The organism is Streptomyces sp. NPDC006655 (assembly GCF_040703965.1).
Lineage (GTDB): Bacteria > Actinomycetota > Actinomycetes > Streptomycetales > Streptomycetaceae > Streptomyces.
Window position 1 is genome coordinate 48,055 of sequence record NZ_JBEYJU010000038.1, and the last position, 25,704, is coordinate 73,758.

The window sequence follows — 25,704 nt, forward strand, 5'->3', positions numbered from 1 at the left end:
CTTACAGACCGAGCTCGACCTCGAACTCGCCGGCCTCCAGGATCGCCTTGACGGCGGTCAGGTAGCGGGCCGCGTCGGCACCGTCCACCAGGCGGTGGTCGTAGGACAGCGTCAGGTACGTCATGTCGCGGACGCCGATGACCGTGCCCTCCTCCGTCTCGATGACCGCCGGACGCTTGACCGTCGCGCCGATGCCGAGGATCGCGACCTGGTTCGGCGGCACGATGATCGTGTCGAACAGCGCGCCGCGCGAGCCGGTGTTGGAGATGGTGAAGGTCGCGCCGGACAGCTCGTCCGGGGTGATCTTGTTCGCGCGGACCTTGCCGGCCAGGTCGGCCGTGGCCTTGGCGATACCGGCGATGTTGAGGTCGCCCGCGTGCTTGATGACCGGGGTCATCAGGCCCTTCTCCGAGTCCACCGCGATACCGACGTTCTCGGTGTCGAAGTAGGTGATCGTGCCCTCTTCGACGTTGATCCGGGCGTTGATGGCCGGGTGGGCCTTCAGCGCCTGGGCCGCCGCCTTCACGAAGAACGGCATCGGGGAGAGCTTGACGCCCTCGCGCGCGGCGAAGGAGTCCTTGGCCTGGGCGCGCAGGCGCATCAGGCGGGTGACGTCGACCTCGACGACCGAGGACAGCTGCGCCTGCTCGTGCAGCGCCTTGACCATGTTGTCGCCGATGACCTTGCGGATGCGGGGCATCTTGACGGTCTGGCCGCGCAGCGGGGAGGCCTCGAGCGTCGGCGCCTTCTTGGCGGCGGCGGCCGGGGCGGCGGCGGACGGGGCCGGAGCCGCGGCGGCGGCCTTCGCGGCCTCGGCGGCGGCGATGACGTCCTGCTTGCGGATCCGGCCGCCGACGCCGGTGCCCTTGACGGCGGCCAGGTCGACACCGTTCTCGGCGGCGAGCTTGCGCACCAGCGGGGTGACGTAGGCGCCCTCGTCGGTCGCCTGGGTGGCGGTCGGCGCGGTGGGCGCGGCAGCCGGGGTGACCGGGGCCGGGGTGACCGGAGCCGGAGCGGCTGCGGCCGGGGCGGGCGCGGGAGCCGGGGCAGGCGCGGGGGCCGGAGCCGGAGCCGGCGCCGGAGCGGGGGCCGGAGCGGCGGGCGCGGGGGCCGGGGCAGCGGCGGCGGGCGCCGGCTCCGGGGCGGCCGGGGCCGGGGCGGCACCCGGGGCACCGATGACGGCGAGCTTGGCGCCGACCTCGGCGGTCTCGTCCTCGCCGACCACGATCTCCAGCAGGACACCGGCGACCGGCGCCGGGATCTCGGTGTCGACCTTGTCGGTGGAGACCTCGAGCAGCGGCTCGTCCTCCGCGACCTCCTCGCCGACCTGCTTCAGCCAGCGGGTGACGGTGCCCTCGGTGACGGACTCGCCGAGCGCCGGCAGGACCACGTCGGTGCCCTGCGCGCCGGAGGCACCGGTGGCGGCCTCGGCGGTCGGGGCCGGAGCCGGGGCGGCCTGCTCGGTGGAGGGGGCGGCCTGGGCGGGCTCGGCCGGGGCCGGGGCCGGGGCGGCGGCGGGCTCGGCGGCCGGGGCGGCGGCGGGGGCCGGGGCGCCGGTGCCGTCGTCGATGATCGCCAGCTCGGCGCCCACCTCGACGGTCTCGTCCTCGGCGACCTTGATGGAGGCCAGGATGCCCGCGGCGGGGGCCGGGATCTCGGTGTCGACCTTGTCGGTCGACACCTCGAGCAGCGGCTCGTCGGCCTCGACGCGCTCGCCCTCGGCCTTCAGCCAGCGGGTGACAGTGCCCTCGGTGACGCTCTCGCCGAGCGCCGGAAGGGTTACGGAAACCGCCATGGTTTCGGTTGCTCCTTACGAATTGCGGAAGTCTGAGTCGTCGCTTGTGCCGACCGAGGGTCAGTCGTGCGAGTGCAGCGGCTTGCCGGCCAGGGCCAGGTGGGCCTCGCCGAGCGCCTCGCTCTGCGTCGGGTGGGCGTGGATGAGCTGGGCCACCTCGGCGGGCAGCGCCTCCCAGTTGTAGATCAGCTGGGCCTCGCCGACCTGCTCGCCCATGCGGTCGCCGACCATGTGGACGCCGACCACGGCACCGTCCTTCACCTGGACGAGCTTGATCTCGCCCGAGGTGTTGAGGATCTTGCTCTTTCCGTTGCCCGCCAGGTTGTACTTCAGGGCGACGACCTTGTCCGCGCCGTAGATCTCCTTGGCCTTGGCCTCGGTGATGCCGACGGAGGCGACCTCGGGGTGGCAGTACGTCACCCGCGGCACGCCGTCGTAGTCGATCGGGACGGTCTTGAGACCGGCCAGCCGCTCCGCCACCAGGATGCCCTCGGCGAAGCCGACGTGCGCGAGTTGGAGGGTCGGGACCAGGTCACCGACGGCGGAGATGGTCGGGACGTTGGTCCGCATGTACTCGTCGACCAGGACGTAACCGCGGTCCATGGCGACACCCTGCTCCTCGTAGCCGAGACCGGCGGAGACCGGACCGCGGCCGACGGCGACGAGCAGGACCTCGGCCTCGAACTCCTTGCCGTCGGCGAGGGTGACCTTGACGCCGTCGGCGGTGTACTCGGCCTTCGAGAAGAAGGTGCCCAGGTTGAACTTGATGCCGCGCTTGCGGAAGGCGCGCTCAAGAAGCTTGGAGGAGTTCTCGTCCTCGAGGGGGGCCAGGTGCTTGAGGCCCTCGACGATCGTGATGTCCGCGCCGAAGGACTTCCAGGCGGAGGCGAACTCGACGCCGATGACACCGCCGCCCAGGATGATCGCGGACTTCGGCACGCGGTCCAGGACGAGGGCGTGGTCGGAGGAGATGATGCGGTTGCCGTCGATCTCCAGGCCCGGCAGCGACTTCGGCACGGAGCCGGTCGCGAGGAGCACGTGGCGGCCCTGGACGCGCTGGCCGTTCACGTCGACGGAGGTGGGGGAGGACAGCCGGCCCTCGCCCTCGATGTACGTCACCTTGCGGGACGCGATCAGACCCTGCAGACCCTTGTACAGGCCGGAGACGACCCCGTCCTTGTACTTGTGGACACCCGCGATGTCGATGCCCTCGAAGGTGGCCTTGACACCGAACTGCTCGCTCTCGCGGGCCTGGTCGGCGATCTCGCCCGCGTGCAGCAGGGCCTTGGTGGGGATGCAACCCCGGTGCAGGCAGGTACCGCCGACCTTGTCCTTCTCGATCAGGGCGACGTCCAGGCCCAGCTGCGCCCCGCGCAGGGCCGCGGCGTAACCGCCACTACCACCGCCGAGGATCACTAGGTCGAAAACGGTGCTGGCGTCGTTCGCCACGTCACGTCCTCCATGCATGTGCGCCGTACGCCGGTCAGCGGTGACCGCGCGGCGGCTGGTGTCCGGCCGCTCTTCTTCGGCCCTGTGGGTGGGGCCCTGTCCTGCCGAGCCCCATCTTCGCACTTGTCGGAGGTGAACGAGACGCCGGGCTGGAGTGTGAGACACCACACGCTCACTTGATGTCGCCGCGAGGGACAGCGCCCCGTCAGGGGCGCTGGGGGTGCCCCCGGCCGAAGGCTGGGGGAGGGACTGCGCGACAAGCCACGAATCACCCGCAGCCGCCGCACGACCGAACCTGCCGAGCTGTTCGGCGACGGGGCCCCGCCCTACCCGCGCACGAGGCCCCGCCCACATCGTCCGACGTCAGCCGAGGTCGCCCGCGGCCGTCAGCTCCGCGAGCCGCACCAGCGTCCGCACCGCGGACCCCGTCCCGCCCTTCGGCGTGTACCCGAAGGGACCTCCCTCGTTGAACGCGGGCCCGGCGATGTCCAGGTGCGCCCAGGTGATGCCCTCGCCCACGAACTCCCGCAGGAACAGCCCGGCGACCAGCCCGCCGCCCATCCGCTCCCCCATGTTCGCGATGTCGGCGGTGGCGGAGTCCATGCCCTTGCGCAGGTGCTCGGGCAGCGGCATCGGCCAGGCCGGCTCGCCGACCTCCTCGGCCGCCTCGTGCAGCGCGGTGCGGAACGCGTCGTCGTTGCCCATGATCCCGAACGTCCGGCTGCCCAGCGCCAGCATCATCGCGCCGGTCAGCGTCGCCACGTCCACGATCGCGTCCGGCTTCTCCGCCGACGCCGCCCACAGGGCGTCGGCCAGCACCAGCCGTCCCTCCGCGTCCGTGTTGAGCACCTCGACGGTCTTGCCGCTGTACATGCGCAGCACGTCACCGGGGCGCACCGCGGACCCCGACGGCATGTTCTCGGCCAGCGCCAGCCACCCGGTCACGTTGACCTCGAGCCCGAGCCGCGCCGCGGCGACGACCGCGGCCAGGACCGCCGCGGCCCCGCTCATGTCGCACTTCATCGTCTCGTTGTGGCCGGCCGGCTTCAGCGAGATGCCGCCCGAGTCGTAGGTGATGCCCTTGCCGACGAAGGCGAGGTGCTTGTCCGCGTCCGGGTGGCTGTACGACAGCTTCACCAGCCGCGGGGTCGCCGCCGAGCCGCTGCCGACGCCGAGGATGCCGCCGTAGCCGCCCTTGGTGAGCGCCTTGTCGTCGAGCACCTGGATCTTGAGCCCGTGCTCCTTGGCCGCGTCCTGCGCGATGCCCGCGAAGATGGCCGGCGTGAGGTCGTTCGGCGGGGTGTTGATCAGGTCGCGGGCGCGGTTGAGCTCCTCGCAGACGGCGACGGCGCGGGCGGCGGCCGCCTTGTGGGCCGCGTCGCGGGGCTTGCCGCCCAGCAGCACGGCCTCGGCGAGCGGCGCCTTGCCGCCCCGCGCCTTCGCGTCCTTGCCGTTGCCGTTGTCCTTGTACGTGTCGAAGGAGTACGCGCCGAGCAGTACGCCCTCCCCGAGTGCGCCGACGGCTGCGGCGTCCTGTACCGGCAGCGCGAAGGCCGCCTTCTTCGCCCCGGTCAGCGCCCGGCCGGCGACACCGGCCGCCCTGCGCAGCGCCTCGGCCTCGTACTCCCCGTCCGCGGCGGGGGCGGCTCCCAGCCCCACCGCGACGACCAGCGGGGCCTTGAAGCCCGCCGGGGCGGGCAGCTTCGTCAGTTCGCCCTCGGCACCCGAGGCACCGAGGGTCTCCAGGACGGCGGCGAGCCTGCCGTCGTAGGCCTTGTCCACGGCCTCCGCGCCCGGTGCTACGACCGGTCCCTTGGCGCCCTTGGCGACACCGATCACGATCGCGTCGGCCCGGAGGCCGGGCGCCGCTGAGGTGCTGAGAGTGAGAGCAGTCACGGTGGTGAAATCTCGCTTCCGATGTTGAGTTGCAGTGGCCGAGGGGTGTGGGTCGACCGGGCCCGGGAGGCGACCCCGGGAGCCGACCCGGGGTGCGTTGCGACCGGGGCCTTCACCCTGTCGGCGAACACCCGGGACGAGACTACGCGTGTGTATGCGTTCGCTCATTCCTGCGGGTGTTCACCTGTGGGTGGCGCCCGGGTCACTTCCCGGTCCGTCAGCCCAGGGAGAGCACCACCAGCGCGACGGTGGCGGCGACCTCGGCGAGCGCCCCGAACACGTCCCCCGTGATCCCGCCGAACCGCCGTCGGCAGTGGCGCAGCGCCCCGTCGGTGGCCGCCTCCGCCGCCACCACCGCGAGCAGGGCCCGCAGGCTCTCGCCCGCGCCGATCAGCGCCCCGGCCCCCGCGGCCGCCGCCATCACCACGACGGTGACCACCGACGCCGCCGCCTTCGGCACCACCCCCGCGACCGCCGCCCCCAGCCCCTCCGGCCGGGCCGCCGGCACCCCCGCCACCGCGCCCAGGGTCAGCGCCAGCCGGGCCACCGTCGCCGACACCACAGCGGCGACCGCCCCGCGCGCCCATCCGTCGCCGAACGCCTGCGCCAGCGCGGCCACCTGACCGAGCAGCACGAGGACGAGGGTGATCACCCCGAACGGTCCGATGTCCGACTGCTTCATGATCCGCAGCGCTTCCTCGGCGGGCTTGCCACTGCCCAGCCCGTCCGCCGTGTCGGCGAGGCCGTCCAGGTGCAGCCCCCGGGTCAGCACGGCCGGCACCGCGACCGCGGCCACCGCGGCGAGCAGCGCACCCGCCCCCGCCGTCACCAGCAGCGCGCCGACCGCGCCCGCGCAGACCCCCACGGCGAGACCCGCCAGCGGAGCGAGCAGCATGCCGCCGCGGGCCGCCTCCCGGTCCCAGCGGCCGACCCGCACGGGAAACACGGTGAGCGTGCCGAAGGCGAACCGAAGGCCGTCCGGCCAGGGCGTCTTGACCACCGGCGCAGGTTACCCGCTAGTCAGAACCCCCACCGCCCCGCCCACCCCCCGGCAGCAGGCCCGCCCACCCCCGACCATCCCCCCGGCGGGCCCCGGGCGCCCCGGCCATCCCCCTAGGAGCGGGTTCCCGGCCGTTTCTCCGGTCGTTCCGTGGCCGTGCCTGTGGGGTGTTTTCGGTTCGGTTGCGGTGGTGGCTCGGCCGGTTCCGGCGGGCTCTCGCGGGGATAAAGTGCGCACATGGGACATTGGCTGGAACGGAACATCGTCGAGCCCGGCAAGCTCCCGCTGCTGCTGGCCCTGACCGCCTTCGTCCTGACCTTCGTCGTCACCCGGGTCATCACCCGGCTGATCCGCGCCGGGAAAGGGCCGTTCGGCAACGTGAAGGCGGGCGGGCTGCACATCCACCACGTGGTCCCCGGGGTGGTCCTCACCGTCGTCGGCGGCTTCGGGGCGGTCGCCGGCGGCCGCTACGGCTTCGGCTCGGCCGCCGCCGCGATCGTCTTCGGCATCGGCGCCGGGCTGGTCCTCGACGAGTTCGCCCTGATCCTCCACCTCGACGACGTCTACTGGACCGAGGAGGGCCGCAAGAGCGTCGAGGTCGTGGTCATCACCGCCGCGCTGGTCGGGCTGCTGCTCGCCGGGTTCTCCCCGTTCGGCGTCAACGACACCTCGGCCGGCGAACTCCAGGACCGGGGGACCGTCATCGCGAACGTCGTGGCGAACTTCGCCTTCTCGCTCGTCGCCCTGAGCAAGGGCAAGACCCGTGTCGCCGTCTTCGGTGTGATCGTCCCGCTGGTCGCCCTCGTCGGCGCGGTCCGCCTGGCCCGGCCCGGTTCCCCCTGGGCCCGCCGCTGCTACGGCAACCGGCCGCGCGCCCGGGCCAGGGCCGGCCTGCGCGCCTACCACCACGACCGCCGCTGGTCCCGGCTCAGCCGTACCCTTCAGGACTGGATCGGCGGCAGACCCGACCGCCCCGAACGGGCACGGCTGCCCGGGCCCCAGTGACCGTGCCGGTACCGCAGCCGCAACCGCCGCCCCGCCCGCGCCACCGCCCACAGGGCCGCCACCCCCGCGATGGCCGCCAGATGCTCCTTGCCGGCCAGGTTCTCCTTCAGCGCCACCTCGACCACCATCGCCGCGGCCACCGCGCCCGCGGTGACGAAGGCGCCGTACCGCCAGGCCACGAAGACCGCGAGCCCCACGACGGCGGCCGAGGGGCCGGTGTCCACCACCCGCGCGTCCGACACCGGCAGCCCCAGCGGGCCGTGCGGGCCCAGCGCGCAGCCGAGCCGGGCGTACAGGGTCCCGGCGAGGGTCGCCGCGTACGCGATGGTCAGCGTCCGCCACCAGCCCAGGCACACCTCGGCGACGCCGAACACGAGCAGGATCTGCGCCAGCGCGCCCCACACCGGCAGGTCGAGCGCCGGCACGAACAGGGAGAGGGGGGTGCGCAGCAGGGCCAGCCAGCAGGGATCCGCGGCCCGCACGGCGCCGGCGTGCTGCACGGGGCCGTACCCCCACGGCTGGTTCTGCGTGAACTGCAGCAGCGCGGTCAGGCAGACCGCGGCGACCGTCATCGGCACCGCCCCCAGCCGCCGCTTCGCCAGCGGTCCGCGCACGGTGGCGTACAGCAGCCCCCACTCGGCCTGGGCCCAGCGGGCGAGCGGTGTCATGCGGCGGTCCTCATCCGTGCGTGTTCCTCTGGGTGGCCAGGTGCCTGCGGTGCACCCACCTGGGCAGTCCCGGCGCCTCCAGGAACCCCTCCGCACGCGCCGACGCGAGGCCGATGCGCGGCAGGTCCGCGCTCTTCTCGAAGAGCAGGAACCGGGGCTCCCAGATGGGCCGGTACTTGGCGTTCGCCCGGTACAGGGACTCGATCTGCCACCACCGGGAGAAGAAGCTCAGCAGAGACCTCCACAGCCGCAGCACCGGTCCCGCGCCCAGACGCGCACCACGTTCGAAGACCGACCGGAACATCGCGAAGTTGAGCGAGACCTGCGTGATCCCGATCTCTCCGGCGCGCCGGAGCAGTTCGATGACCATGAACTCCACCAGCCCGTTGTCGGAGTCCCGGTCCCGCCGCATCAGGTCGAGGGACAGCCCGGCCGGCCCCCACGGCACGAACGACAGCAGGGCGCGCAGCTCACCCGTGCCGTCCCCGGTGCCGCCGTCCCTGCACTCCAGCATCACGCACTGTCCGTCCCGGGAGTCCCCGAGCCGCCCCAGCGCCATGCTGAACCCGCGCTCGGTGGCCCCGTCCCGCCAGTCGTCGGCACGCCGGACCAGGTACGACATCTCGTCCGCCGGAATGTCCTCGTGCCGCCTGATGCGCACCGAGTACCCCGCTCGCCCGACCCGGTTGTGGGCCTGCCGGACGGTCCGCATGGCCCGTCCCTCCAGCGTGAAATCGGCGACCTCGACGATCGCCTCGTCCCCGAGCTCCAGCGCGTCGAGCCCGTGCCGCGCGTACACGGTCCCGGCCTCCTCGCTCGCTCCCATCACCGCCGGGATCCACCCGTGCGCCCGCGCCTGGGCCAGCCACGGCGCGATCGCCCCCGGCCAGGCCTCCGGATCCCCGATCGGGTCCCCCGAGGCGAGGCTCACCCCGCCCACCACCCGGTACGCCACCGCCGCCTTCCGGGTCGGCGACCACACCACGCTCTTCTCCCGCCGCAGCGCGAAGTACCCGAGGGAGTCCCGTTCGCCGTGCCGCTCCAGAAGCACGCGCAGCTGCTTCTCGTCGTCGTCGGTGATCGGGTCGACGGCCCGGCGGGAACGGAAGGCGGCGTAGAAGACGGCGAGGACGAGGAGCGTGCTGAGCACGTTGATGACGACGTTCACCCAGGTGGGGGGCGCGATGTACGGGAACCGGGAGGGGTCGGCGGCGACCGACACCAGACGCAGGCTGCCGTAGTGCCAGCGCTCCGCGAACGTCGAACGGGAGGCGTGCGGCGCCTGGTCGGTGAGGGTCACGAGGAGCGTGGCGAGCAGCGAGGCGACGACACCGCCGCCGACCGCGACGGTGGCGGCGAGCCGGGGGTTGGAACGGTCGCCCTTCGCGTAGAACTCCCGGCGGCCGACGAGCAGCGCCCCCACGAAGGCCGCGGTCAGCGCGATCGAGATCCAGTTCTGGGCGTACCCGCGGATCTCCGGGAACGCCATGGCGAACGCGAAGAGCGCGAGGAAGAGCCCGCTCAGCACCAGGTTGAGGATCCACGCGGCCCGCTTGCGGCGGCGCATGGTGATCGCGAGGAACGCGGTGAACACGCCGGAGGCGAAGCCGGCGGTCAGGAGGTAGGGGGTGAAGAAGTTCTCCTGGTTGTGCCGCCGTACGTCCTGTCCCAGCGACACCCACACCGCGCTGAGGAAGTTGACGAAGGCGACGGCACGCAAGTACCAGACGGCAAAGGCGGCGGCTCGCTGGGAAACCCCGGACCCTCGCCCTCTCTCACGTCCGTCACGCTGCTCAACGGCAAATCGGGCATCTCCCATGGACCAGGATCATATGGGCGTCACCTGGATGAACCGCACCACACGCACACGCGACCCCCGGTACAGGTGACACCCCGACCGTGCCCCACGACTCCGCCGCGCCGGCGCTCCGCCACGCCCCCTCCCGGGCTCTACTCCGCCGGCTTCTCGTCGGTCTCCGGCGTCTTCCCGGGCTCCGGCTTCTCCGGGAGTTCCGCGGCCAGGGCGGCGGCCGACTGGACCAGGGGGAGTGCCAGCAGGGCTCCCGCTCCCTCGCCCACCGTCACGCCCTGGGCCAGCAGCGGTTCCAGGGCCATGCGGTCCAGCGCCTTCGCCTGGCCGGGCTCCCCGCTGTCGTGGCCGGCCAGCCACCAGTCCGGCGCCCGGAACGCGATCCGTTGCGCGACCAGCGCACACGCGGCCACCACGACCCCGTCCAGCACCACGGGCAGCTTGCGCACCGCCGCCTGCAACAGGAACCCGGTCATCGCCGCGAGGTCCGCCCCGCCGACGGTCGCCAGCAACTGGAGCTGGTCCCCGAGCACCGGCCGGGCCCGCCGCAGCGCGTCCCGGATCGCCGCGCACTTGCGCATCCACGCCAGGTCGTCGATGGGCAGCCCGCCCCGCCCGGTCACCACGGACGCGTCCGTCCCGCACAGCGCCGCGACCAGGACGGCCGCCGCGGTGGTGCCGCCGACGCTGACGTCCCCGAGCACCACCAGATCGGTCCCCGAGTCGGCCTCCTCGTCGGCCAGCGCGACGCCCGCCCGGAAGGCCGTCTCGGCCTCCTGGAGGGTCAGCGCGTCCTCGATGTCGATGCGGCCGCTGCCCCGTCGCACCCGGTGCCGTACGACCTCCGCCGGCAGCGCGTCCGGATCGCAGTCCAGTGCCATGTCGATGATCCGCACGGGCACCCCGAGCCGCCGGGCCAGCACCGCCACCGGGCTGGCCCCCTCCAGGACCGCCCGTACCAGCAACGCCGCGCCGCCCGCCGGCCGTGCGGAGACGCCGAGTTCGGCGACGCCGTGGTCACCGGCGAAGAGCAGCACCCGGGGCCGTTCCACCGGCCGTACCGGGACCGAGCCCTGGGCGGCGGCCAGCCACTCGCCCAGGTCGTCGAGGCGGCCCAGCGACCCGGGCGGCACGATCAGCCGCTCCCGGTGCGCCTCGGCGTCCCGGTGCACACCGCCGTCGGGGCGCTCGATGAGATCGGTGAAGTCGTCGAGATTAAGCGAGCTCATTCGCCGAACAGTACCGGCACGGAACCAACGGTTCGGCGTCAGATCGGCACCCCACCCGCACGGCGGCTTTGCAGGCAAGATCGGTATCCCATACGTTCCGTTTTGCAGTGGATTGCGTTCAGGGAGCACAGGGAGCCGCCCATGCCGCCCACGCCCGAACTCGCCCCGGGCCCCGACCGGTTCCACGAGCCGCGCCGCGAGGACTGCCCCTGGTGCGGCTCCAGACGCCTGCGCACCCGGCTGCGCGCGCCCGACCTCCTGCACCACCGGCCCGGCACGTTCACCGTCGACGAGTGCCGGGACTGCGCCCACGCCTTCCAGAACCCCCGGCTGTCCGCGGCCGGTTTCGCCCTCTACCACCAGGACTACTACGAGGGCCGCCTGGAGGACTTCACCGACCGATTCCTCGCGACCCGCGCGGGCCGCCGCCGGCACCGCGCCGCGGTCCGTGCGATGCCGGCGCTGCACGAGCCGGAGAGCTGGCTGGACATCGGCACCGGCCACGCCCACTTCCCGGACACGGCGCGCGAACTGCTGCCGTACACCTCCTTCGACGGCCTGGACCCGACCGTGCGGGTGCTGACCGCCCGGGCCGAGGGGCGGGTCGAGGAGGGCCACTGCGGCCACCTGACCTCCCCCCAGCTCCTGGCCCGCCTCCGCGGCCGCTACGACGTCGTCAGCATGTTCCGGCACCTGGAACACGCCCCCGACCCGCGGGCCGAACTCCGGGCCGCCCTGACGGTCCTGCGCCCCGGCGGGCACCTGCTGATCGAGATCCCGAACCCGCGCAGCGCCTCCGCCAGGCTCCTCGGCAAGTGGTGGGTCCCGTACGGACAGCCCCGCCACCTGCATCTGCTGCCGCCGGCCAACCTGCGGGCGGAACTGGAGGCGCAGGGATGCGAGATCCTGAGGACCGACAGGAGCGCGCCGCACCTGCCGTGCGACCTCTCGGCGGCACTCACGCTGGCCCTGGGCCGGGTCCTGCCGAAGCGGTGGCTGCCGGCGACGGCTCCGCTGGTGGCGCTGGCGCTGGCCGCCGACCGCGCCGCGGCCCCGCTGCTGCGCCGGACGCCGTTCTCCAACGGGTACCGGATCATCGCCAGAAAGGGACGGGGCGGATAGGCGTCCGCCGCGCCCACCGTCACCGCAGCACGAGCGCCTGCCCGGCCACCACCAGCACCACCTGCTCGCACTCGGACGCGAACGCCGCGTTCAGACGGCCCAGTTCGTCGCGGTACCGCCTGCCCGAGGCGGTGGCCGGCACGATCCCCGACCCCACCTCGTTCGACACCGCCACCACCGTCCGCCGGGTGGCCCGTACCGCGTCCGTCAGTCCGCGCACGCGCTCCCGCAGCGCCTTCTCCCCGCCCGACGCCCACTCCGTGTCGTCCCATGCCCCGACGGAGTCCATCGCGTCCGTCAGCCACAGCGACAGACAGTCGACCAGCAGCGCCGGCCCGTCCTGCGCCAGCAGCGGCACCAGGTCGCACGTCTCCGTCGTACGCCACGACCCCGGCCGCCGCTCCCGGTGCGCGGCCACCCGTGCCGCCCACTCGGTGTCCCCGCCGCGGGTACCGCCCGTGGCGACGTAGAGCACGTCCGGGAAGGACTCCAGCCGCCGCTCGGCCTCCACGGACTTCCCGGACCGCGCCCCGCCCAGCACCAGCGTCCGCCGGGGCACGTCGGGCACCTCCTCGTACCCGCCGACCGTCAGTGTCGTGCCGTCGGGCACCGCGCGGGCCCCGGCCGCCGCCAGCCGGCGCCGCGACTCCGCACCGGGCGGCACGTCGTGGTCGAGGTGGACGGCGATCACATCCGTGGCCGGCCCCACCGAACCGACCGCCCGCAGTCTCGCCAGCGCGTCCGGCCGCCCCACGACGTCGAGGAGCACCAGGTCGTACGCGTCCGCGCCGCCGTTCTCCAGGCCGGCCGGCGCACCGCCCGGCGGGAGATACAGCAGCCGCTGCCCGTCGGGCCCGGTCACCGCGTACCCGGTGCCGCCCGCGTCCATGGCCACCGCCCGCACCCGATGCCCCGTCAGCAGCGCCAGCTCCCGCCCGTCCGGCACCCGGCCCGGCTGCGGCAGCCCGGCCGGGACCTCCACGGCGGGCCCGTCGTGCGGATGCGAGAGGAGCACCTGGCGCACGCCCCCGAGGGACCGACCGGCCCGCGCCGCAGCGAACGCCGCCCCGGGCGTCAGATCGAGCAGCAGCGCCCCGTCCACGAGTACGGCGGTGGCGGCCCGCGCCGCCACCCCGACGGCGCACGCGCAGGCCGCGCAGGGACAACCGGGCCGAGGCAGCCCGCCAGGCCCACCGGTACCGAGCAAAGTCACTTCCACGCCCTGATTTTCACCCGCCCCGGCGGTTCCCGCCTCAGCCGACGCCCCCGGCGGCCCACCGGGCCCGCACACGCCCCCCAACCAGCGGAGATTTTCCCGGCGCCCTTATACGATGCCTCAGTTGGATCAAAGGAGGCCTGCATGACGGCATGGACATGGCGATTCGAGAAGGCCGACGGGACGGAGGTCCAGCCCGCGGTGGAACCCGAGGAGTTCACCACCCAGGGCGACGCCGAGTCCTGGCTCGGAGAACAGTGGAAGGACCTGCTGGCCGGCGGCGCCGACCAGGTGCGGCTCTACGAGGACGCCACCGAGATCTACGGCCCGATGAGCCTGCACGCGGACGAGGCCTGAGGACCCGTCCGTGCACGCCGGTCGGGGCGGCCGCGGTCGGCCGCCCCACCGTCGCCGCGTCACTGCTCGCCCAGCGTCACCTCCACCGTCCGCCCGACGCCGTCCCGGGTGAACGTCACCTTCGTCCGCTGACCCGGCCGGTCCGACGCGAGCGATTCGGCCAGTGAGGTGATGGTGGTGATGTCGTCGCCCCCCACCTTGGTGATGATGTCCCCGGGCCGGATGCCCGCCCTGTCGGCCGCGTCGCCCGGCTTCACGGTCACCACGGCCACCCCCGACGGCTGGTAGTTCACGTCGACGACCGTGCGCCCGGTGATGCCGAGCGCGGCCCGCCCCGAGTCGGTGACCTTGCCCTGCTTGATGATCTGGTCGGCGACCGTCTTCACCATCGAACCCGGGATGGCGAACCCGATCCCGGGTGCCGTGCTGCCGCCCAGGTCGGGATCGCTCGCGGCGAGCGTCGGGATGCCGATGACCTGGCCGTCGAGGTTGACCAGGGCGCCGCCGCTGTTGCCGGGGTTGATGGCGGCCGAGGTCTGCACCATGTTGGGGATGGTGGCGCCCGGACCGCCGGAGGGGTTCTCGCTGACGGTCCGTCCGGTCGCCGAGACGATGCCCTCGGTCACGCTGGACGACAGCCCGAGCGGTGAGCCCATGGCCAGTGTGATCTGCCCGACCTGGACCTTCTCGGTGTCCCCGAAGGAGGCCGGCCGCAGCCCCTTCGGGACCCTGTCGAGCCTGATGACCGCCAGGTCCTGCTCGGGGTAGGAGTAGACGAGCGTCGCGGTGAGCGGTTCCTCGTTGTTGGCGGTCGTCACCTTGAACTTCTTCTCGTTCCCGACGACGTGCGCGTTGGTGACGATGTGCCCGTTCTCGTCGTAGACCACGCCCGAGCCCAGGTCGCTGGTGGCCTGGATCTGGACGACCGACGGCAGGACGTTCCTGATCACCTTCTGGTACTGGTTCTGCAGGTCGGCCGCCGTCAGCGGCACGGCCGCCGCGTGGGCGGCCCGGTCGGCCGAGGTCTCCTCGGTTCCGCCGCTCCCGAAGGCGGTGCACCCGGAGACGGGAACGAGACAGCAGCAGCCCAGCAGGGCGGCCGCACGGAGGGTCCGGCGGGCGGGGGAGACGTCCATGATCCGAGTCTCGCCGTGGCGCCGGGCGCCCGGCTCGCGCTGCTCGCCCGAACGGGCAAGCCGTGCTCGCCCGAACGGGCACGTCAGCCGCGCACTCCGCACAGGTGCAGCAGCGCCGCCACCGACCGGTAGGGGTCGGTCCGCCCGGCCCGCTCCTCCGCCGCGAGCAGGGTCTCCACGTCGTCGGGGAGTCCGGTGCCGTCCGGGACGGTGTCCGTGAACACCCGTACCCCGTACCAGGAGTGCAGCGGCGCGCCGATCCCGGCCAGCGTGGCCGTCAGCGTGCTCAGCCGGTCGGCCCGGACGTCCAGACCCAGCCGGTTGCGGTACGAGACACGGTCGAAGGCGCCGAGCGCGCCCGCCCAGTCGCCGCTCAGACCGGGGCGCATGGCGAGCGCGTCGGCATTGCGCACCAGCAGCGACAGCAGCCCGCCGGGGGCCAGCATCCGCGCGACACCGGCCAGCAGCGCGTCCGGCTCCTCGACGTACATCAGCACACCGTGGCACAGCACCACGTCGAAGCTGCCCGGCAGGAAGTGGACACCCGTGTCCCGGCCGTCCCCCTGGACGATCCGCACCCGGTCGCGGATTCCCTCCGGCTCACCGGCCAGGGCCTCCCGCGCCGCCGCGATCATCGTCGGTTCCCGCTCCACGCCGGTCACCTGGTGGCCGGCCCGGGCCAGCCGCAGCGCCTGCGTGCCCTGCCCCATCCCGACGTCGAGCACCCGCAGCCGCTGCCCGACCGGGAACCGCCCGGCTATCTGCTCGTCGAGCTGCCGGGCGACCAGCTCCTGTCGTACGACGTCACGCAGCGCCCCCAGGCCACCCAGCCAGGCCTTCGCCGCGCCCCCGGAGAACGGCTCTGCGCTCAGGGCCGCTCTCCGCGCTTGATCTGCGGCTTGGGCAGCCGGAGCCGGCGCATCTGGAGGGAGCGCATCAGACCGTAGGCGACGGCGCCCTTCTTGTTCTGGTCCGGGAAGCGCTCGGCCAGCCGCTTGCGCAGCCGGAGACCGCTGACGGCCGCGTCGAGCACGATCAGCACGATCACCACGAGCCACAGCAGCAGCGCGATGTTCTTGATCGCCGTGTTGTTGACCACGCTCATGACCAGGATGACCACGGCCAGCGGCAGGAAGAACTCCGCCACGTTGAAGCGGGAGTCGACCCAGTCGCGGGCGAACTTGCGGACCGGGCCCTTGTCACGGGCCGGCAGGTACCGCTCGTCACCGGTGGCCAGCGCCTGGCGCTGCCGCTCCATGGCGGTGCGCCGCTCGTCGCGCTGGCGCCTGGCGGCGTCCTTGCGCGTCGTCGGCGTGTTGGCCACGCTGCGGCGCTGGCTCTGGGCCTGACTGCGCTTGGGCGTGGGCCTGCCCTTGGGGGCCTGCGGGTGACGGGGCTGCGTGGAGTCGGTCAGCGCCTTGTCGGCGGGGGCCTTCTCGTCCTTGGCACGGCTACGGAACACAAAACCCAAGGGTACGGGGTGCCGGGGTGTGGGCCCTAGCGCGGTGGGGAACGATCCGGCAACGCCAGTCGTCTCCATTGGGGACAGAGGGGACGTTGCAGACGGTTCACTCCGGGGGGCACCTACTACCTCTGCCGGAGCGGATCCGACCGCAGTCGTCCTTGGGGATGAGCGCATCGGTCCCCGAACAGTGCGGTAATGGATGCAGGGCCCGTACTGTGGGTTCTGTTGCAGGATCGGTGAGCCGGAGTCCGTCAGAAGGGGGCGCGCGAAGCCCATGAGCGGTGTCATGAAGCGTATGGGGATGATCTTCCGCGCGAAGGCGAACAAGGCCCTGGACAGGGCCGAGGACCCGCGCGAGACCCTGGACTACTCGTACCAGAAGCAGCTCGAACTGCTCCAGAAGGTGCGCCGTGGCGTGGCCGACGTCGCCACCTCCCGCAAGCGCCTCGAACTCCAGCTGAACCAGCTCCAGCAGCAGTCCTCCAAGCTGGAGGACCAGGGCCGCAAGGCGCTCGCGCTCGGCCGTGAGGACCTCGCCCGCGAGGCGCTGTCCCGGCGCGCCGCCCTCCAGCAGCAGGTGACCGACCTGGAGACCCAGCACGCCACGCTCCAGGGCGAGGAGGAGAAGCTCACGCTGGCGGCGCAGCGCCTCCAGGCCAAGGTGGACGCCTTCCGCACGAAGAAGGAGACCATCAAGGCCACCTACACCGCCGCCCAGGCCCAGACCCGCATCGGCGAGGCCTTCTCCGGGATCTCCGAGGAGATGGGCGACGTCGGCCTGGCCATCCAGCGCGCCGAGGACAAGACGCAGCAGCTCCAGGCCCGCGCCGGCGCCATCGACGAGCTGCTCGCCTCCGGGGCGCTCGACGACCCGACCGGCATGGCCAAGGACGACATCGCGGCCGAGCTGGACCGGCTCTCCGGTGGTACGGATGTGGAGCTGGAACTGCAGCGCATGAAGGCCGAGCTCGCCGGAGGGTCGCCCCAGCAGGCGATCGAGGGCGGCACCGGTCAGGGGCAGCAGTCGCAGCAGCCGCAGGACACCCCGCGCTTCGACAAGCAGTAGCCGACGCCTGGAGGGCGACATGGCCGACATGGTCGTGAGGATCATGGGGGAGGGGCAGGTGAGGCTGGCCGACAGCCACCTCGCCGAGCTGAACAGGCTGGACGACGAGCTCCTGGCGGAGACGGAGTCCGGCGACGAGGCAGCCTTCCGCCGCACCCTGGGCGCCCTCCTCGACAAGGTCCGGGACCTGGGCGAACCGCTCCCGGCGGACGCCCTGGAACCCTCCGACCTCATCCTGCCGTCCCCGGACGCCACCCTGGCCGAGGTCCGCGCCCTGCTCGGGGACGACGGCCTGATCCCGGGCTGACGGCCTGGTCCCGGGCCGACGGCCTGGTCCCGGGCTGACGCCGGTCCGGCCCTCGTCGGGCGGGCGGGGGGAGACCCGGTGGGTCCGCCGGGGGCGAGGCGGCGGTTCCGGCGTGTGGGAAGCAGACGTACCGTGCAGACCGTGAGCACCTTCGACCGGGCCCGTTGCCGAGCGGACGCCCACCCCCTCGCGCTGGACGCGGCCATCGCCGCGGGCGTCCTCGTGTGCATGGTCGCGGGCTCTCTCGTCGTCCCGCACGGGGCACACGGTGTGCGGTGGGGCGTCCGTGCCCCCGACCCGCTGAGCCTCGTCCTGATGACACTCGCCGCCGCCGCCCTGGTGCTGCGTCGGCACGCCCCGAAGACGGTGCTCGCCTTCACCGGCGCCGCCTCCGTCGTCGAGTGCGTCACCGGCGACCCCCGCGCCCCCGTCGCGATGGCGGCCGTGGTGGCCCTCTTCACGGTCGCCGCGCGCACCGACCGCCGCACCACCCTGCGGGCCGGCCTGCTCACCATGATCGTGCTGACCACCGCCGCGATGGCCGCCGGCCCCCTCCCGTGGTACGCCCAGGAGAACCTCGCGATCTTCGCCTGGACCGGCATCGGCGCCACCGCGGGCGACGCCGTGCGCAGCAGGCGGGCCGTCGTCCAGGCCATCCGGGAGCGGGCCGAACGCGCGGAGCGGACCCGCGAGGAGGAGGCCCGCCGCCGGGTCGCCGAGGAGCGCCTGCGGATCGCCCGCGACCTGCACGACGTCGTCGCCCACCACATCGCCCTGGTCAACGTGCAGGCGGGGGTGGCCGCGCACGTCATGGACAAGCGTCCCGACCAGGCCAAGGAGGCCCTCGCCCACGTCCGCGAGGCCAGCCGCTCCGCGCTGAACGAACTGCGCGCCACCGTCGGCCTGCTCCGCCAGTCCGGCGACCCCGAGGCCCCCACCGAACCCGCCCCCGGCCTGCACGTCCTCGAAGAGCTGGCCGACACCTTCCGCAACGCCGGCCTGCACGTCGAGGTCGCCCGCGCCGACCAGGGCACCACCCTGCCCGCCGCCGTCGACCTGGCCGCCTACCGGATCGTCCAGGAGGCTCTGACCAACGTGCAGAAGCACGCGGGCCCCGACGCCAAGGCCGAGGTCAGCGTCGTCCGCGTCGGCCCGGCGATCGAGGTCACCGTCCTCGACGACGGATCACACCCATCAGGCGAGAAGGCCACCGCCGAGACCACTGCCGAGACCACCGCCGAGGCCGGCGGCGGCCACGGCCTGCTCGGCATGCGCGAGCGGGTCACCGCCGTGGGCGGCACCCTCACCACCGGTCCCCGTTACGGCGGCGGTTTCCGCGTCCATGCGATCCTGCCGGTCAAGGCCGACACAAACGACCGTGCGCACCGCCGTACGGGCGCTCTGGGGGATTCCGTATGACGATCCGTGTCCTGCTCGCCGACGACCAGGCACTGCTGCGCAGCGCGTTCCGCGTCCTCGTCGACTCCGAGCCCGACATGGAAGTGGTCGGCGAGGCCTCCGACGGCGCCGAGGCGGTGCTGCTGACCAGGGAACGGCAGGCCGACGTCGTCCTGATGGACATCCGGATGCCGGGCACCGACGGCCTCGCCGCCACCCGGCTGATCAGCGCCGACCCCGCCCTCGCCCGGGTCCGGGTGGTCATCCTGACCACCTTCGAGGTCGACGACTACGTCGTGCAGGCGCTGCGCGCGGGCGCCTCCGGTTTCCTCGGCAAGGGCAGCGAGCCCGAGGAACTGCTCAGCGCCATCCGGGTCGCCGCCGAGGGCGAGGCGCTGCTCTCCCCGACGGCCACCAAGGGCCTGATCGCCCGCTTCCTCGCCCAGGGCGACGCGGGCGACGACGGCCGCGACCCCGCCCGCGCGCGGCGCCTCGACGCCCTCACCGGACGGGAGCGCCAGGTCCTCGTCCAGGTCGCCGGCGGGCACTCCAACGACGAGATCGCCGAGCGCCTGGAGGTCAGCCCGCTGACCGTGAAGACGCACGTCAACCGGGCCATGGCCAAGCTGGGCGCGCGGGACCGGGCGCAGCTCGTGGTGATCGCGTACGAATCGGGGCTGGTCCGTCCGCGGATGGACTGATCTCCACCCGGGTGTACTGCGGGCGGAGTAGGCGCCGGAGTGGGGAACGGCACCCAGGGCCGACATGACCGGGGCCGGGCATGGGCGAGGGTGGTGCGGTGGGCGCTCACAGGTGCCCCCTCTGTCGCTCACTGCCGTCGCCGGAGTCCGCCCCGGCGGCCGAGGAGCCGGAGCCCGCGGCCGTATGACGGTCCCGTGACCGACGGCCGTACCCGGGACACCACCGGGTACGGCCGTCGGCGCGGTGTCCGTTCCGTATGCTGACGCTTCGAACGGTCATGCGGCGAGGAGGAGTTCGAGCGTGCCGCTGCGCAAGGACGACCCGAGGTCCGTCGGCGGTTACAAGCTGGTCGACCGGCTCGGGGCCGGCGGCATGGGCGCCGTCTACCGGGGGCGGTCGCGCTCCGGACGCGAGGTCGCCGTCAAGGTGGTGCACGCCCAGTACGCCGAGGACCCCGTCTTCCGCTCCCGGTTCCGGCAGGAGGTCGAGGCCGCCCGCCGGGTGAGCGGCGCCTTCACCGCGCCCGTGGTGGACGCCGACCCCGAGGCCGCCCGGCCCTGGATGGCGACCCAGTACGTGGCCGGGCGCTCGCTGGCCGACCGGCTGCGCGACCGCGGCCCGCTGCGCGACGCCGAACTGCGGAGCCTCGCCCTCGGGTTGGTGGAGGCGCTGCGGGACATCCACCGGGCCGGGGTGGTGCACCGGGACCTCAAACCGGCCAACGTGCTGATCGCGCAGGACGGTCCCCGCGTCATCGACTTCGGCATCTCCCGCGCCGCCGAGAACCACCAGACCCTCACCGAGACCGGCCAGATGATCGGCACCCCGCCGTTCATGTCCCCGGAGCAGCTCACCGACGCCCGTACCGTCGGTCCCGCCTCGGACGTCTTCTCGCTCGGCGCGCTGCTGGTGTACTGCGCCACCGGGCACGGCCCCTTCGACGCCGACAGCCCCTATCTGACCGCCTACCGGGTGGTCCACCACGAGCCCGTGCTCGACGGCGTGGCCGGCCCGCTGCGCGCGGTCCTGGAGCGCTGTCTGCACAAGGAGGCCGCCCGGCGGCCCGGACTGGACGAGCTGGCACAGGAGTTGTCGGACGTCCTGCCCGAACCGGCGGCGGACGACCCGGCGGTGCCCGGGACATCGGCGGCCGACCCGCACACCGTGGGCCCGCGCGGCGGGTTCCGGCCGCCCGGAGCGGAGACCGGTCCGGGCGCCGGCGCCGACCCGGCGACCGGCACCGGCTCCGGCCGCCGCCGGGAGCGAGGCCACGGCAGGGAGCGAGGCCGCGGCAGGGGCCGCCGTACGCTCTGGGCGGCGGTCGGCACGGTGGGCGCGCTGAGCCTGGGGCTGCTGGGGTACGTCCGGTTCGGACCGGGTTTCCCGGACGCCCCCCGGGCGGCGACCTCCGCCACGGCCTCCCGCTGGACGGCGCCCCCCGCCGGCTGGCGGCCCTGGGGGACCACGGTGTTCAAGCCGGCGGACCGGGGCGGGGTCAGGGCGCTGGGCGGCGCGCCGCCGGACAGCCAGTCCGCGTGCCTGAGCCAGGGCGACGCCGTCTACTGCGGGGGCGACGGAGTCCTGCCGGTACGACTGGACGGCCGGACCGGCCGGACGGCCTGGCGGGCCCCACTGGCACCGCCCGGCACCGACTACGCCGAGTACCACTCCTCGGTCCTCGGCGCCTACGACGGCGTCGTCGTGGTCCACGAGACCGTCGCCGAGCAGGGCGCCGCGAGCGACCCGGCCCACGTCGTCGCCCTGGACGCGGCGAGCGGCGACGAACTGTGGACCCGCAGGACCCACGACGACAACGCGAGCCTGGTGATGTCGGGTGACGTGGTCCTGACCGCCGAGAGCGACGGCCGGACCGTGACGGCCCGCGTCGCCCGCACGGGCGAGGCGCGCTGGACCATGAGCCTGCCCGCCCGCACCTACTGCACGTTCGTGTCGGCCGGCACCGGCCTGTACGCCCAGTGCTACCCCACGAACCAGAACGCGAAGTACGCCACGATCCTCCAGCTGGACCGCGCCGACGGAACGGTCCTGGCGCGTCAGCAGGTCCCCTTCGAGAGCGGCTTCCTCGGCCTCGTCGACGGGCGTCCGGCCCTGCTGCTGGCCGCCGACGGGAGCGGCTCGGTGTCCCTGGAGGACTCCACCTTCGCCAGGATCCTCCTGACCGACCCGTCGACCGGCGGCCGGACGACGACGAAGCTCGCGAGGACGTACGAGGGCTCGGTGACGCTGGCCTCCGACACGCTGTGGATCACGGCCTCGAACGGCCAGGTCACGGCGGTGTCCCCGCGGACCGGTAAGGAACTCTGGCAGACCCGCACCAGCGTGGAGAACTCCGGCTCCCCGACCTACGACCCCCGCACCCGCACCCTGTACCTGGCCAGCCCCAGCGGCCGGGTGGCCGCCGTGGACACCCGCAAGGGCACGCTTCTCTGGCAGACCGACCCCCGGGTGCAACGCGCCTCGACGGGCGGCGCCGCCGATCCCCAGGCCCTGCTCTACGGCGGCGCGCTGACCGTCGTGACCCCCGACGGCACCCTGTTCAGCCTCGACCCCGCGGACCCCGAGCGGAAGTCCGGCTCGGGGTGACGCGCGGGGAGGCGGCTACGGCAGCGCCAGCATCCGCTCCAGCGCCAGCTTGGCGAACGTCTCCGTCTCCTTGTCGACCTCGATCCGGTTGACCAGGTTGCCCTCGGCCAGCGACTCCAGGGTCCACACGAGGTGGGGGAGGTCGATGCGGTTCATGGTCGAGCAGAAGCAGACCGTCCTGTCCAGGAAGACGATCTCCTTGCCCTCCGGGGCGAAACGGTTCGCGAGCCGGCGGACCAGGTTCAGCTCGGTGCCGATCGCCCACTTGGAACCGGCGGGCGCGGCCTCCAGCGCCTTGATGATGTACTCCGTCGAGCCGACGTGGTCGGCGGCGGCGACCACCTCGTGCCGGCACTCCGGGTGGACCAGCACGTTGACGCCCGGGATGCGCGCGCGCACGTCGTTGACCGAGTCCAGCGAGAAACGGCCGTGCACCGAGCAGTGGCCGCGCCACAGGATCATCTTCGCGGCCCGCAGCTGGTCGGCGGTGAGGCCGCCGTTCGGCTTGTGCGGGTTGTAGACGACGCAGTCCTCCAGGGACATGCCCATGTCCCGCACCGCCGTGTTGCGGCCCAGGTGCTGGTCGGGCAGGAACAGCACCTTCTCGCCCTGCTCGAAGGCCCACTCCAGGGCCCGCTGCGCGTTCGACGAGGTGCAGATGGTGCCCCCGTGCCTGCCGGTGAACGCCTTGATGTCCGCGGAGGAGTTCATGTAGGAGACGGGGACCACCTGCTCGGCGATCCCGGCCTCGGTGAGCACGTCCCAGCACTCGGCGACCTGCTCGGCGGTCGCCATGTCGGCCATGGAGCAGCCGGCGGCGAGGTCGGGCAGGACCACCTTCTGGTCGTCCGACGTCAGGATGTCGGCGGACTCGGCCATGAAGTGCACACCGCAGAACACGATGTACTCGGCCTCCGGGCGGGCGGCCGCGTCCCGGGCCAGCTTGAAGGAGTCGCCCGTGACGTCGGCGAACTGGATGACCTCGTCGCGCTGGTAGTGGTGGCCGAGCACGAAGACCTTGTCGCCGAGCTTCTCCTTGGCCGCGCGGGCGCGGGCGACCAGGTCCGGGTCGGACGGCGAGGGCAGGTCACCGGGACACTCGACACCCCGCTCGCTCCTCGGGTCGGCCTCACGGCCGAGCAGCAGCAGGGCGAGCGGAGACGGCTGTACGTCGAGCTCCGGGATCTGGGCGGTGGTCACGGCACGCACCCTTTCTACTTTTCGTCTTTCTGACGTTATCTATCATAACTGCTTCACGTCACTTTGACGATGGCGATAGCGTCGATGTGACATCAATCCCGGTGCCGCACATGTGCGAGCATGAAGAGGTAGAGAAAAAGCTAGAACGCGAGAACGCGAACGCCGGCCCGGAATGAATCAGCGGACCCGCCGGTTGCACTCGTCGGCAAGCAGTCTCCGTACAACCCGGGAGAGATGTAGATGTCCGTATCGGACGAGACCAGCACCGCCACCGACGGCATCATCCTGAGTGACGCCGCCGCGGCCAAGGTCAAGGCCCTGCTCGACCAGGAAGGGCGCGACGACCTCGCCCTGCGTGTCGCCGTCCAGCCCGGTGGCTGCTCCGGCCTGCGTTACCAGCTCTTCTTCGACGAGCGGTCCCTCGACGGTGACGTCGTCAAGGACTTCGGCGGCGTCAAGGTCGTCACCGACCGGATGAGCGCCCCGTACCTGGGCGGTGCGTCGATCGACTTCGTCGACACCATCGAGAAGCAGGGCTTCACGATCGACAACCCGAACGCGACGGGTTCCTGCGCCTGCGGCGACTCCTTCAGCTGAGCCGTAGCACAGGCGGACGAAGGCGGCGGCCCCTTTCCGGGGCCGCCGCCTTCGGGCGTTCTCAGCCCAGCTGCGGGTTCAGCGTCGTCGGCCGCTCCTTCGGCACGGCCCTGCCGTCCGTGCCGACCACCTTCCGGCCGTCCAGCGGGGCGTCCAGACGCACCGCCCGGTGGTACTGCTTGGCGATCATCACGCAGACCTTGTCCGGCCAGGGGGTCGCCGTGACCTTCACCACGACCTGTTCCGAGCCCTCGTCCGCCGTCACCTTGTAGTCGGCGCACACCCCGCCCGTGAAGGCCACCACCAGCTCGCGGCCGTCCGTGGTGTAGCCGTCGGCCTTCACGTCCCTCGGCGCGGCACCGGTGCTCGCCGAGGGGGTGGCCGCGGGCGCCAGGTACGTCGGGTCCACCGCCGGATAGGTGACCGTGTAGGTGTCCTCCGCCCCCGCGCCGCGCACCTGGAACAGCCAGGACGGCACCAGGGCCTGCCGGCCCGCGACCGAGTGCGCGGCCAGCCCGAACACGGCCTTCTCGACCACCGCCGGGGAGGCGGACGGCGTCGACGCGGCGCACGGCTGCTCCAGCCGGTCCTTCTGCGGTACGGAACTCGTGCAGCCGCCGATGCCCATCCGGCGGCCGATGCCGGGTGCCGCGTTCAGCAGGGCCAGCGTCTTCTCGGCGCTCAGCACGGGATACGTGTCGCCCTTCGCCGGCGTCGCGAGCATCCCGTTGCCGCCGACCAGCTCGCCCCGCCCGCTCACGGTCAGCCCGGTCGACCAGCCGTACGTAGGCAGGCCGCCGACCTCCGGAGCGGCGTTCACCACCCGCTGCGCGCCCATCACCTGGCTCGCGTCGAGCTTCGCGTCGTCCTGGCCGAGTGCCTTCAGAACCGGCGCCGCCGCCTTCTTTGCCGCGGCGACGCTCACCGGGGCACCCGCCGGCGCGATCGGGTCCTGGGCACACACCGGCCCGCTCTTGCAGTCGTCGGCGCCGGGGGCGTAGCGGCTGTACGTCCAGATGCCCGTTCCGGTCCTGTTCACCTGGAGCGACCCGCCGGAGCCGTCGTTGGCGGTGCCGGCCTTCCACACCTGCCCCTCGGCCACCGGGGTCCCCTCGATGCCGAGCGCCTTCGCCAGTGCGGCCACCCGGTCCTTCGAGACCTCACCGGACGGCTGGTACACGGCGGCCGAGGCGGGCCCGCCGGGAAGTGTGCCGCCGGCGCGGTAGGCCACGCCGTACGGGTTGGGCTCGCCGGGAGCGATGCCGTTGCCGGCGGCGGAGAAGCCGTCCAGGGCGAGGGGCGGGGGAGCGGAGCCGCCGGACGCCCCCGCCGCACCGGTACCGGTGTGCCCGGCCGCCAGGTAGGCGCCACCGCCCCCGACCAGGAGCACGGCGGCGGCCACCGAGGCGACGACGAGGGCGGGCGTCAGACGCCGGGCGGGACGTCCGGCCGCAGCACCCTCGGAAGCATCGGCGACACCGGAGAGACCGACGACATGCGCCCCGGCAGCCACGGCCGACCCGGGGACGCCCTCGGCGGCGGGGGCCGGCGTCGTCTCGGGGGCTGCTTCCGGGGCGGCGGCTCGTTCCGGTTCGGGGGTGGCGGCTGTGGCGGGGGTGGTGGTTTCCGGGGCGGCGGCTCGTGCCGGTTCGGGGGTGGCGGCTGTGGCGGGGGTGGTGGTT

22 protein-coding genes are annotated in these 25,704 nt (G+C 73.3%); 9 read left to right on the forward strand and 13 right to left on the reverse strand.

From position 1 onward, the window contains the following. Window position 1 precedes the first annotated feature (1 nt). The 4 genes from sucB to AB0958_RS22775 all read right to left on the reverse strand — a co-directional run bounded on the left by sucB (window position 2) and on the right by AB0958_RS22775 (window position 6,140). Window positions 2-1,795, reverse strand: a complete 1,794-nt coding sequence (sucB, locus tag AB0958_RS22760; protein WP_366892282.1) for a 2-oxoglutarate dehydrogenase, E2 component, dihydrolipoamide succinyltransferase — start codon at window positions 1,793-1,795, stop codon at window positions 2-4. Between the two features lie 60 nt (window positions 1,796-1,855). After that, entirely contained in the window at window positions 1,856-3,244 is a 1,389-nt protein-coding gene (lpdA, locus tag AB0958_RS22765; RefSeq protein ID WP_366892283.1) for a dihydrolipoyl dehydrogenase, read from the reverse strand. A 363-nt stretch (window positions 3,245-3,607) separates the two neighbouring features. Then, window positions 3,608-5,140 carry a leucyl aminopeptidase gene (locus tag AB0958_RS22770; protein WP_366892284.1) on the reverse strand — a complete coding sequence of 511 codons (1,533 nt, stop codon included), beginning with the start codon at window positions 5,138-5,140 and terminating at the stop codon, window positions 3,608-3,610. A gap of 217 nt (window positions 5,141-5,357) precedes the next feature. Further along, the gene (locus AB0958_RS22775) at window positions 5,358-6,140 is read right to left on the reverse strand and encodes an adenosylcobinamide-GDP ribazoletransferase (RefSeq protein WP_366892285.1); all 783 of its coding nucleotides are present in this window, start codon (window positions 6,138-6,140) and stop codon (window positions 5,358-5,360) included. Between the two features lie 237 nt (window positions 6,141-6,377). Here AB0958_RS22775 and AB0958_RS22780 point away from each other — a divergent pair, with 237 nt between their 5' ends. After that, window positions 6,378-7,145: a hypothetical protein gene (locus AB0958_RS22780; RefSeq protein ID WP_366892286.1), complete on the forward strand. Its 768-nt coding sequence runs from the start codon at window positions 6,378-6,380 to the stop codon at window positions 7,143-7,145. On the opposite strand, the gene AB0958_RS22785 is transcribed toward AB0958_RS22780, so the two are convergent. The 3 genes from AB0958_RS22785 to cobT all read right to left on the reverse strand — a co-directional run bounded on the left by AB0958_RS22785 (window position 7,082) and on the right by cobT (window position 10,852). Next, window positions 7,082-7,813 (reverse strand): hypothetical protein, encoded by a 732-nt coding sequence (locus AB0958_RS22785; RefSeq protein WP_366892287.1) that lies wholly within the window; start codon window positions 7,811-7,813, stop codon window positions 7,082-7,084. The two genes, AB0958_RS22780 and AB0958_RS22785, sit on opposite strands and share 64 nt — an antisense overlap. A gap of 10 nt (window positions 7,814-7,823) precedes the next feature. Then, window positions 7,824-9,632, reverse strand: coding sequence for a phosphatidylglycerol lysyltransferase domain-containing protein (locus AB0958_RS22790; protein WP_366892288.1), 1,809 nt, complete (start codon window positions 9,630-9,632; stop codon window positions 7,824-7,826). A 131-nt stretch (window positions 9,633-9,763) separates the two neighbouring features. Further along, on the reverse strand, window positions 9,764-10,852 hold the full coding sequence (cobT, locus tag AB0958_RS22795) for a nicotinate-nucleotide--dimethylbenzimidazole phosphoribosyltransferase (protein ID WP_366892289.1): 1,089 nt from the start codon (window positions 10,850-10,852) through the stop codon (window positions 9,764-9,766). A gap of 141 nt (window positions 10,853-10,993) precedes the next feature. Between cobT and AB0958_RS22800 the strand changes: the two genes are divergently transcribed. Further along, complete coding sequence (locus AB0958_RS22800) at window positions 10,994-11,974, forward strand: class I SAM-dependent methyltransferase (RefSeq protein WP_366892290.1); 981 nt, start codon at window positions 10,994-10,996, stop codon at window positions 11,972-11,974. Window positions 11,975-11,993: 19 nt separating this feature from the next. On the opposite strand, the gene AB0958_RS22805 is transcribed toward AB0958_RS22800, so the two are convergent. Continuing rightward, window positions 11,994-13,193: a bifunctional adenosylcobinamide kinase/adenosylcobinamide-phosphate guanylyltransferase gene (locus AB0958_RS22805; protein WP_366892291.1), complete on the reverse strand. Its 1,200-nt coding sequence runs from the start codon at window positions 13,191-13,193 to the stop codon at window positions 11,994-11,996. 141 nt (window positions 13,194-13,334) lie between these two features. On the opposite strand from AB0958_RS22805, the gene AB0958_RS22810 reads away from it, so the two are divergent. After that, window positions 13,335-13,547 carry a hypothetical protein gene (locus tag AB0958_RS22810; RefSeq protein WP_132886345.1) on the forward strand — a complete coding sequence of 71 codons (213 nt, stop codon included), beginning with the start codon at window positions 13,335-13,337 and terminating at the stop codon, window positions 13,545-13,547. A 59-nt stretch (window positions 13,548-13,606) separates the two neighbouring features. Here AB0958_RS22810 and AB0958_RS22815 read toward each other — a convergent pair whose 3' ends face one another. From AB0958_RS22815 to AB0958_RS22825, 3 genes are all read right to left on the reverse strand, one after another. After that, window positions 13,607-14,683, reverse strand: coding sequence for a trypsin-like peptidase domain-containing protein (locus AB0958_RS22815; RefSeq protein ID WP_366892292.1), 1,077 nt, complete (start codon window positions 14,681-14,683; stop codon window positions 13,607-13,609). A gap of 83 nt (window positions 14,684-14,766) precedes the next feature. Then, window positions 14,767-15,471, reverse strand: a complete 705-nt coding sequence (locus tag AB0958_RS22820) for a methyltransferase domain-containing protein (protein ID WP_366892303.1) — start codon at window positions 15,469-15,471, stop codon at window positions 14,767-14,769. Between the two features lie 80 nt (window positions 15,472-15,551). Beyond that, on the reverse strand, window positions 15,552-16,223 hold the full coding sequence (locus AB0958_RS22825; protein ID WP_366892293.1) for a DUF3043 domain-containing protein: 672 nt from the start codon (window positions 16,221-16,223) through the stop codon (window positions 15,552-15,554). A gap of 199 nt (window positions 16,224-16,422) precedes the next feature. On the opposite strand from AB0958_RS22825, the gene AB0958_RS22830 reads away from it, so the two are divergent. The 5 genes from AB0958_RS22830 (at window position 16,423) to AB0958_RS22850 (ending at window position 22,225) form a co-directional block, all read left to right on the forward strand. After that, window positions 16,423-17,214 (forward strand): PspA/IM30 family protein, encoded by a 792-nt coding sequence (locus AB0958_RS22830; RefSeq protein WP_046727388.1) that lies wholly within the window; start codon window positions 16,423-16,425, stop codon window positions 17,212-17,214. A gap of 28 nt (window positions 17,215-17,242) precedes the next feature. Then, window positions 17,243-17,521, forward strand: a complete 279-nt coding sequence (locus tag AB0958_RS22835) for a hypothetical protein (RefSeq protein ID WP_366892304.1) — start codon at window positions 17,243-17,245, stop codon at window positions 17,519-17,521. A gap of 141 nt (window positions 17,522-17,662) precedes the next feature. Continuing rightward, window positions 17,663-18,940, forward strand: coding sequence for a histidine kinase (locus AB0958_RS22840; protein WP_366892294.1), 1,278 nt, complete (start codon window positions 17,663-17,665; stop codon window positions 18,938-18,940). Then, window positions 18,937-19,620, forward strand: a complete 684-nt coding sequence (locus tag AB0958_RS22845; RefSeq protein WP_366892295.1) for a response regulator transcription factor — start codon at window positions 18,937-18,939, stop codon at window positions 19,618-19,620. The genes AB0958_RS22840 and AB0958_RS22845 overlap by 4 nt, the downstream gene beginning before the upstream one ends. Before the next feature lie 301 nt (window positions 19,621-19,921). Then, window positions 19,922-22,225: a PQQ-binding-like beta-propeller repeat protein gene (locus tag AB0958_RS22850; RefSeq protein ID WP_366892296.1), complete on the forward strand. Its 2,304-nt coding sequence runs from the start codon at window positions 19,922-19,924 to the stop codon at window positions 22,223-22,225. Window positions 22,226-22,240: 15 nt separating this feature from the next. On the opposite strand, the gene nadA is transcribed toward AB0958_RS22850, so the two are convergent. Further along, the gene (nadA, locus tag AB0958_RS22855) at window positions 22,241-23,425 is read right to left on the reverse strand and encodes a quinolinate synthase NadA (protein WP_366892297.1); all 1,185 of its coding nucleotides are present in this window, start codon (window positions 23,423-23,425) and stop codon (window positions 22,241-22,243) included. A 240-nt stretch (window positions 23,426-23,665) separates the two neighbouring features. On the opposite strand from nadA, the gene AB0958_RS22860 reads away from it, so the two are divergent. Then, a complete protein-coding gene (locus AB0958_RS22860; RefSeq protein WP_030951236.1) occupies window positions 23,666-24,022 on the forward strand; it encodes an iron-sulfur cluster assembly accessory protein in 357 nt (118 codons plus the stop codon). A gap of 61 nt (window positions 24,023-24,083) precedes the next feature. Here AB0958_RS22860 and AB0958_RS22865 read toward each other — a convergent pair whose 3' ends face one another. Next, entirely contained in the window at window positions 24,084-25,535 is a 1,452-nt protein-coding gene (locus tag AB0958_RS22865; protein WP_366892305.1) for a hypothetical protein, read from the reverse strand. Window positions 25,536-25,704 lie beyond the last annotated feature (169 nt).

Excerpts from the sequence above, each read along its gene's own strand:
- sucB (WP_366892282.1), bottom strand. The coding sequence starts at position 1,795 with ATGGCGGTTTCCGTAACCCTTCCGGCGCTCGGCGAGAGCGTCACCGAG.
- AB0958_RS22780 (WP_366892286.1), top strand. The coding sequence starts at position 6,378 with ATGGGACATTGGCTGGAACGGAACATCGTCGAGCCCGGCAAGCTCCCG.
- AB0958_RS22785 (WP_366892287.1), bottom strand. The coding sequence starts at position 7,813 with ATGACACCGCTCGCCCGCTGGGCCCAGGCCGAGTGGGGGCTGCTGTAC.
- AB0958_RS22790 (WP_366892288.1), bottom strand. The coding sequence starts at position 9,632 with ATGGGAGATGCCCGATTTGCCGTTGAGCAGCGTGACGGACGTGAGAGA.
- cobT (WP_366892289.1), bottom strand. The coding sequence starts at position 10,852 with ATGAGCTCGCTTAATCTCGACGACTTCACCGATCTCATCGAGCGCCCC.
- AB0958_RS22800 (WP_366892290.1), top strand. The coding sequence starts at position 10,994 with ATGCCGCCCACGCCCGAACTCGCCCCGGGCCCCGACCGGTTCCACGAG.
- AB0958_RS22810 (WP_132886345.1), top strand. The coding sequence starts at position 13,335 with ATGACGGCATGGACATGGCGATTCGAGAAGGCCGACGGGACGGAGGTC.
- AB0958_RS22815 (WP_366892292.1), bottom strand. The coding sequence starts at position 14,683 with ATGGACGTCTCCCCCGCCCGCCGGACCCTCCGTGCGGCCGCCCTGCTG.
- AB0958_RS22825 (WP_366892293.1), bottom strand. The coding sequence starts at position 16,223 with ATGGAGACGACTGGCGTTGCCGGATCGTTCCCCACCGCGCTAGGGCCC.
- AB0958_RS22830 (WP_046727388.1), top strand. The coding sequence starts at position 16,423 with ATGAGCGGTGTCATGAAGCGTATGGGGATGATCTTCCGCGCGAAGGCG.
- AB0958_RS22835 (WP_366892304.1), top strand. The coding sequence starts at position 17,243 with ATGGTCGTGAGGATCATGGGGGAGGGGCAGGTGAGGCTGGCCGACAGC.
- AB0958_RS22845 (WP_366892295.1), top strand. The coding sequence starts at position 18,937 with ATGACGATCCGTGTCCTGCTCGCCGACGACCAGGCACTGCTGCGCAGC.
- AB0958_RS22860 (WP_030951236.1), top strand. The coding sequence starts at position 23,666 with ATGTCCGTATCGGACGAGACCAGCACCGCCACCGACGGCATCATCCTG.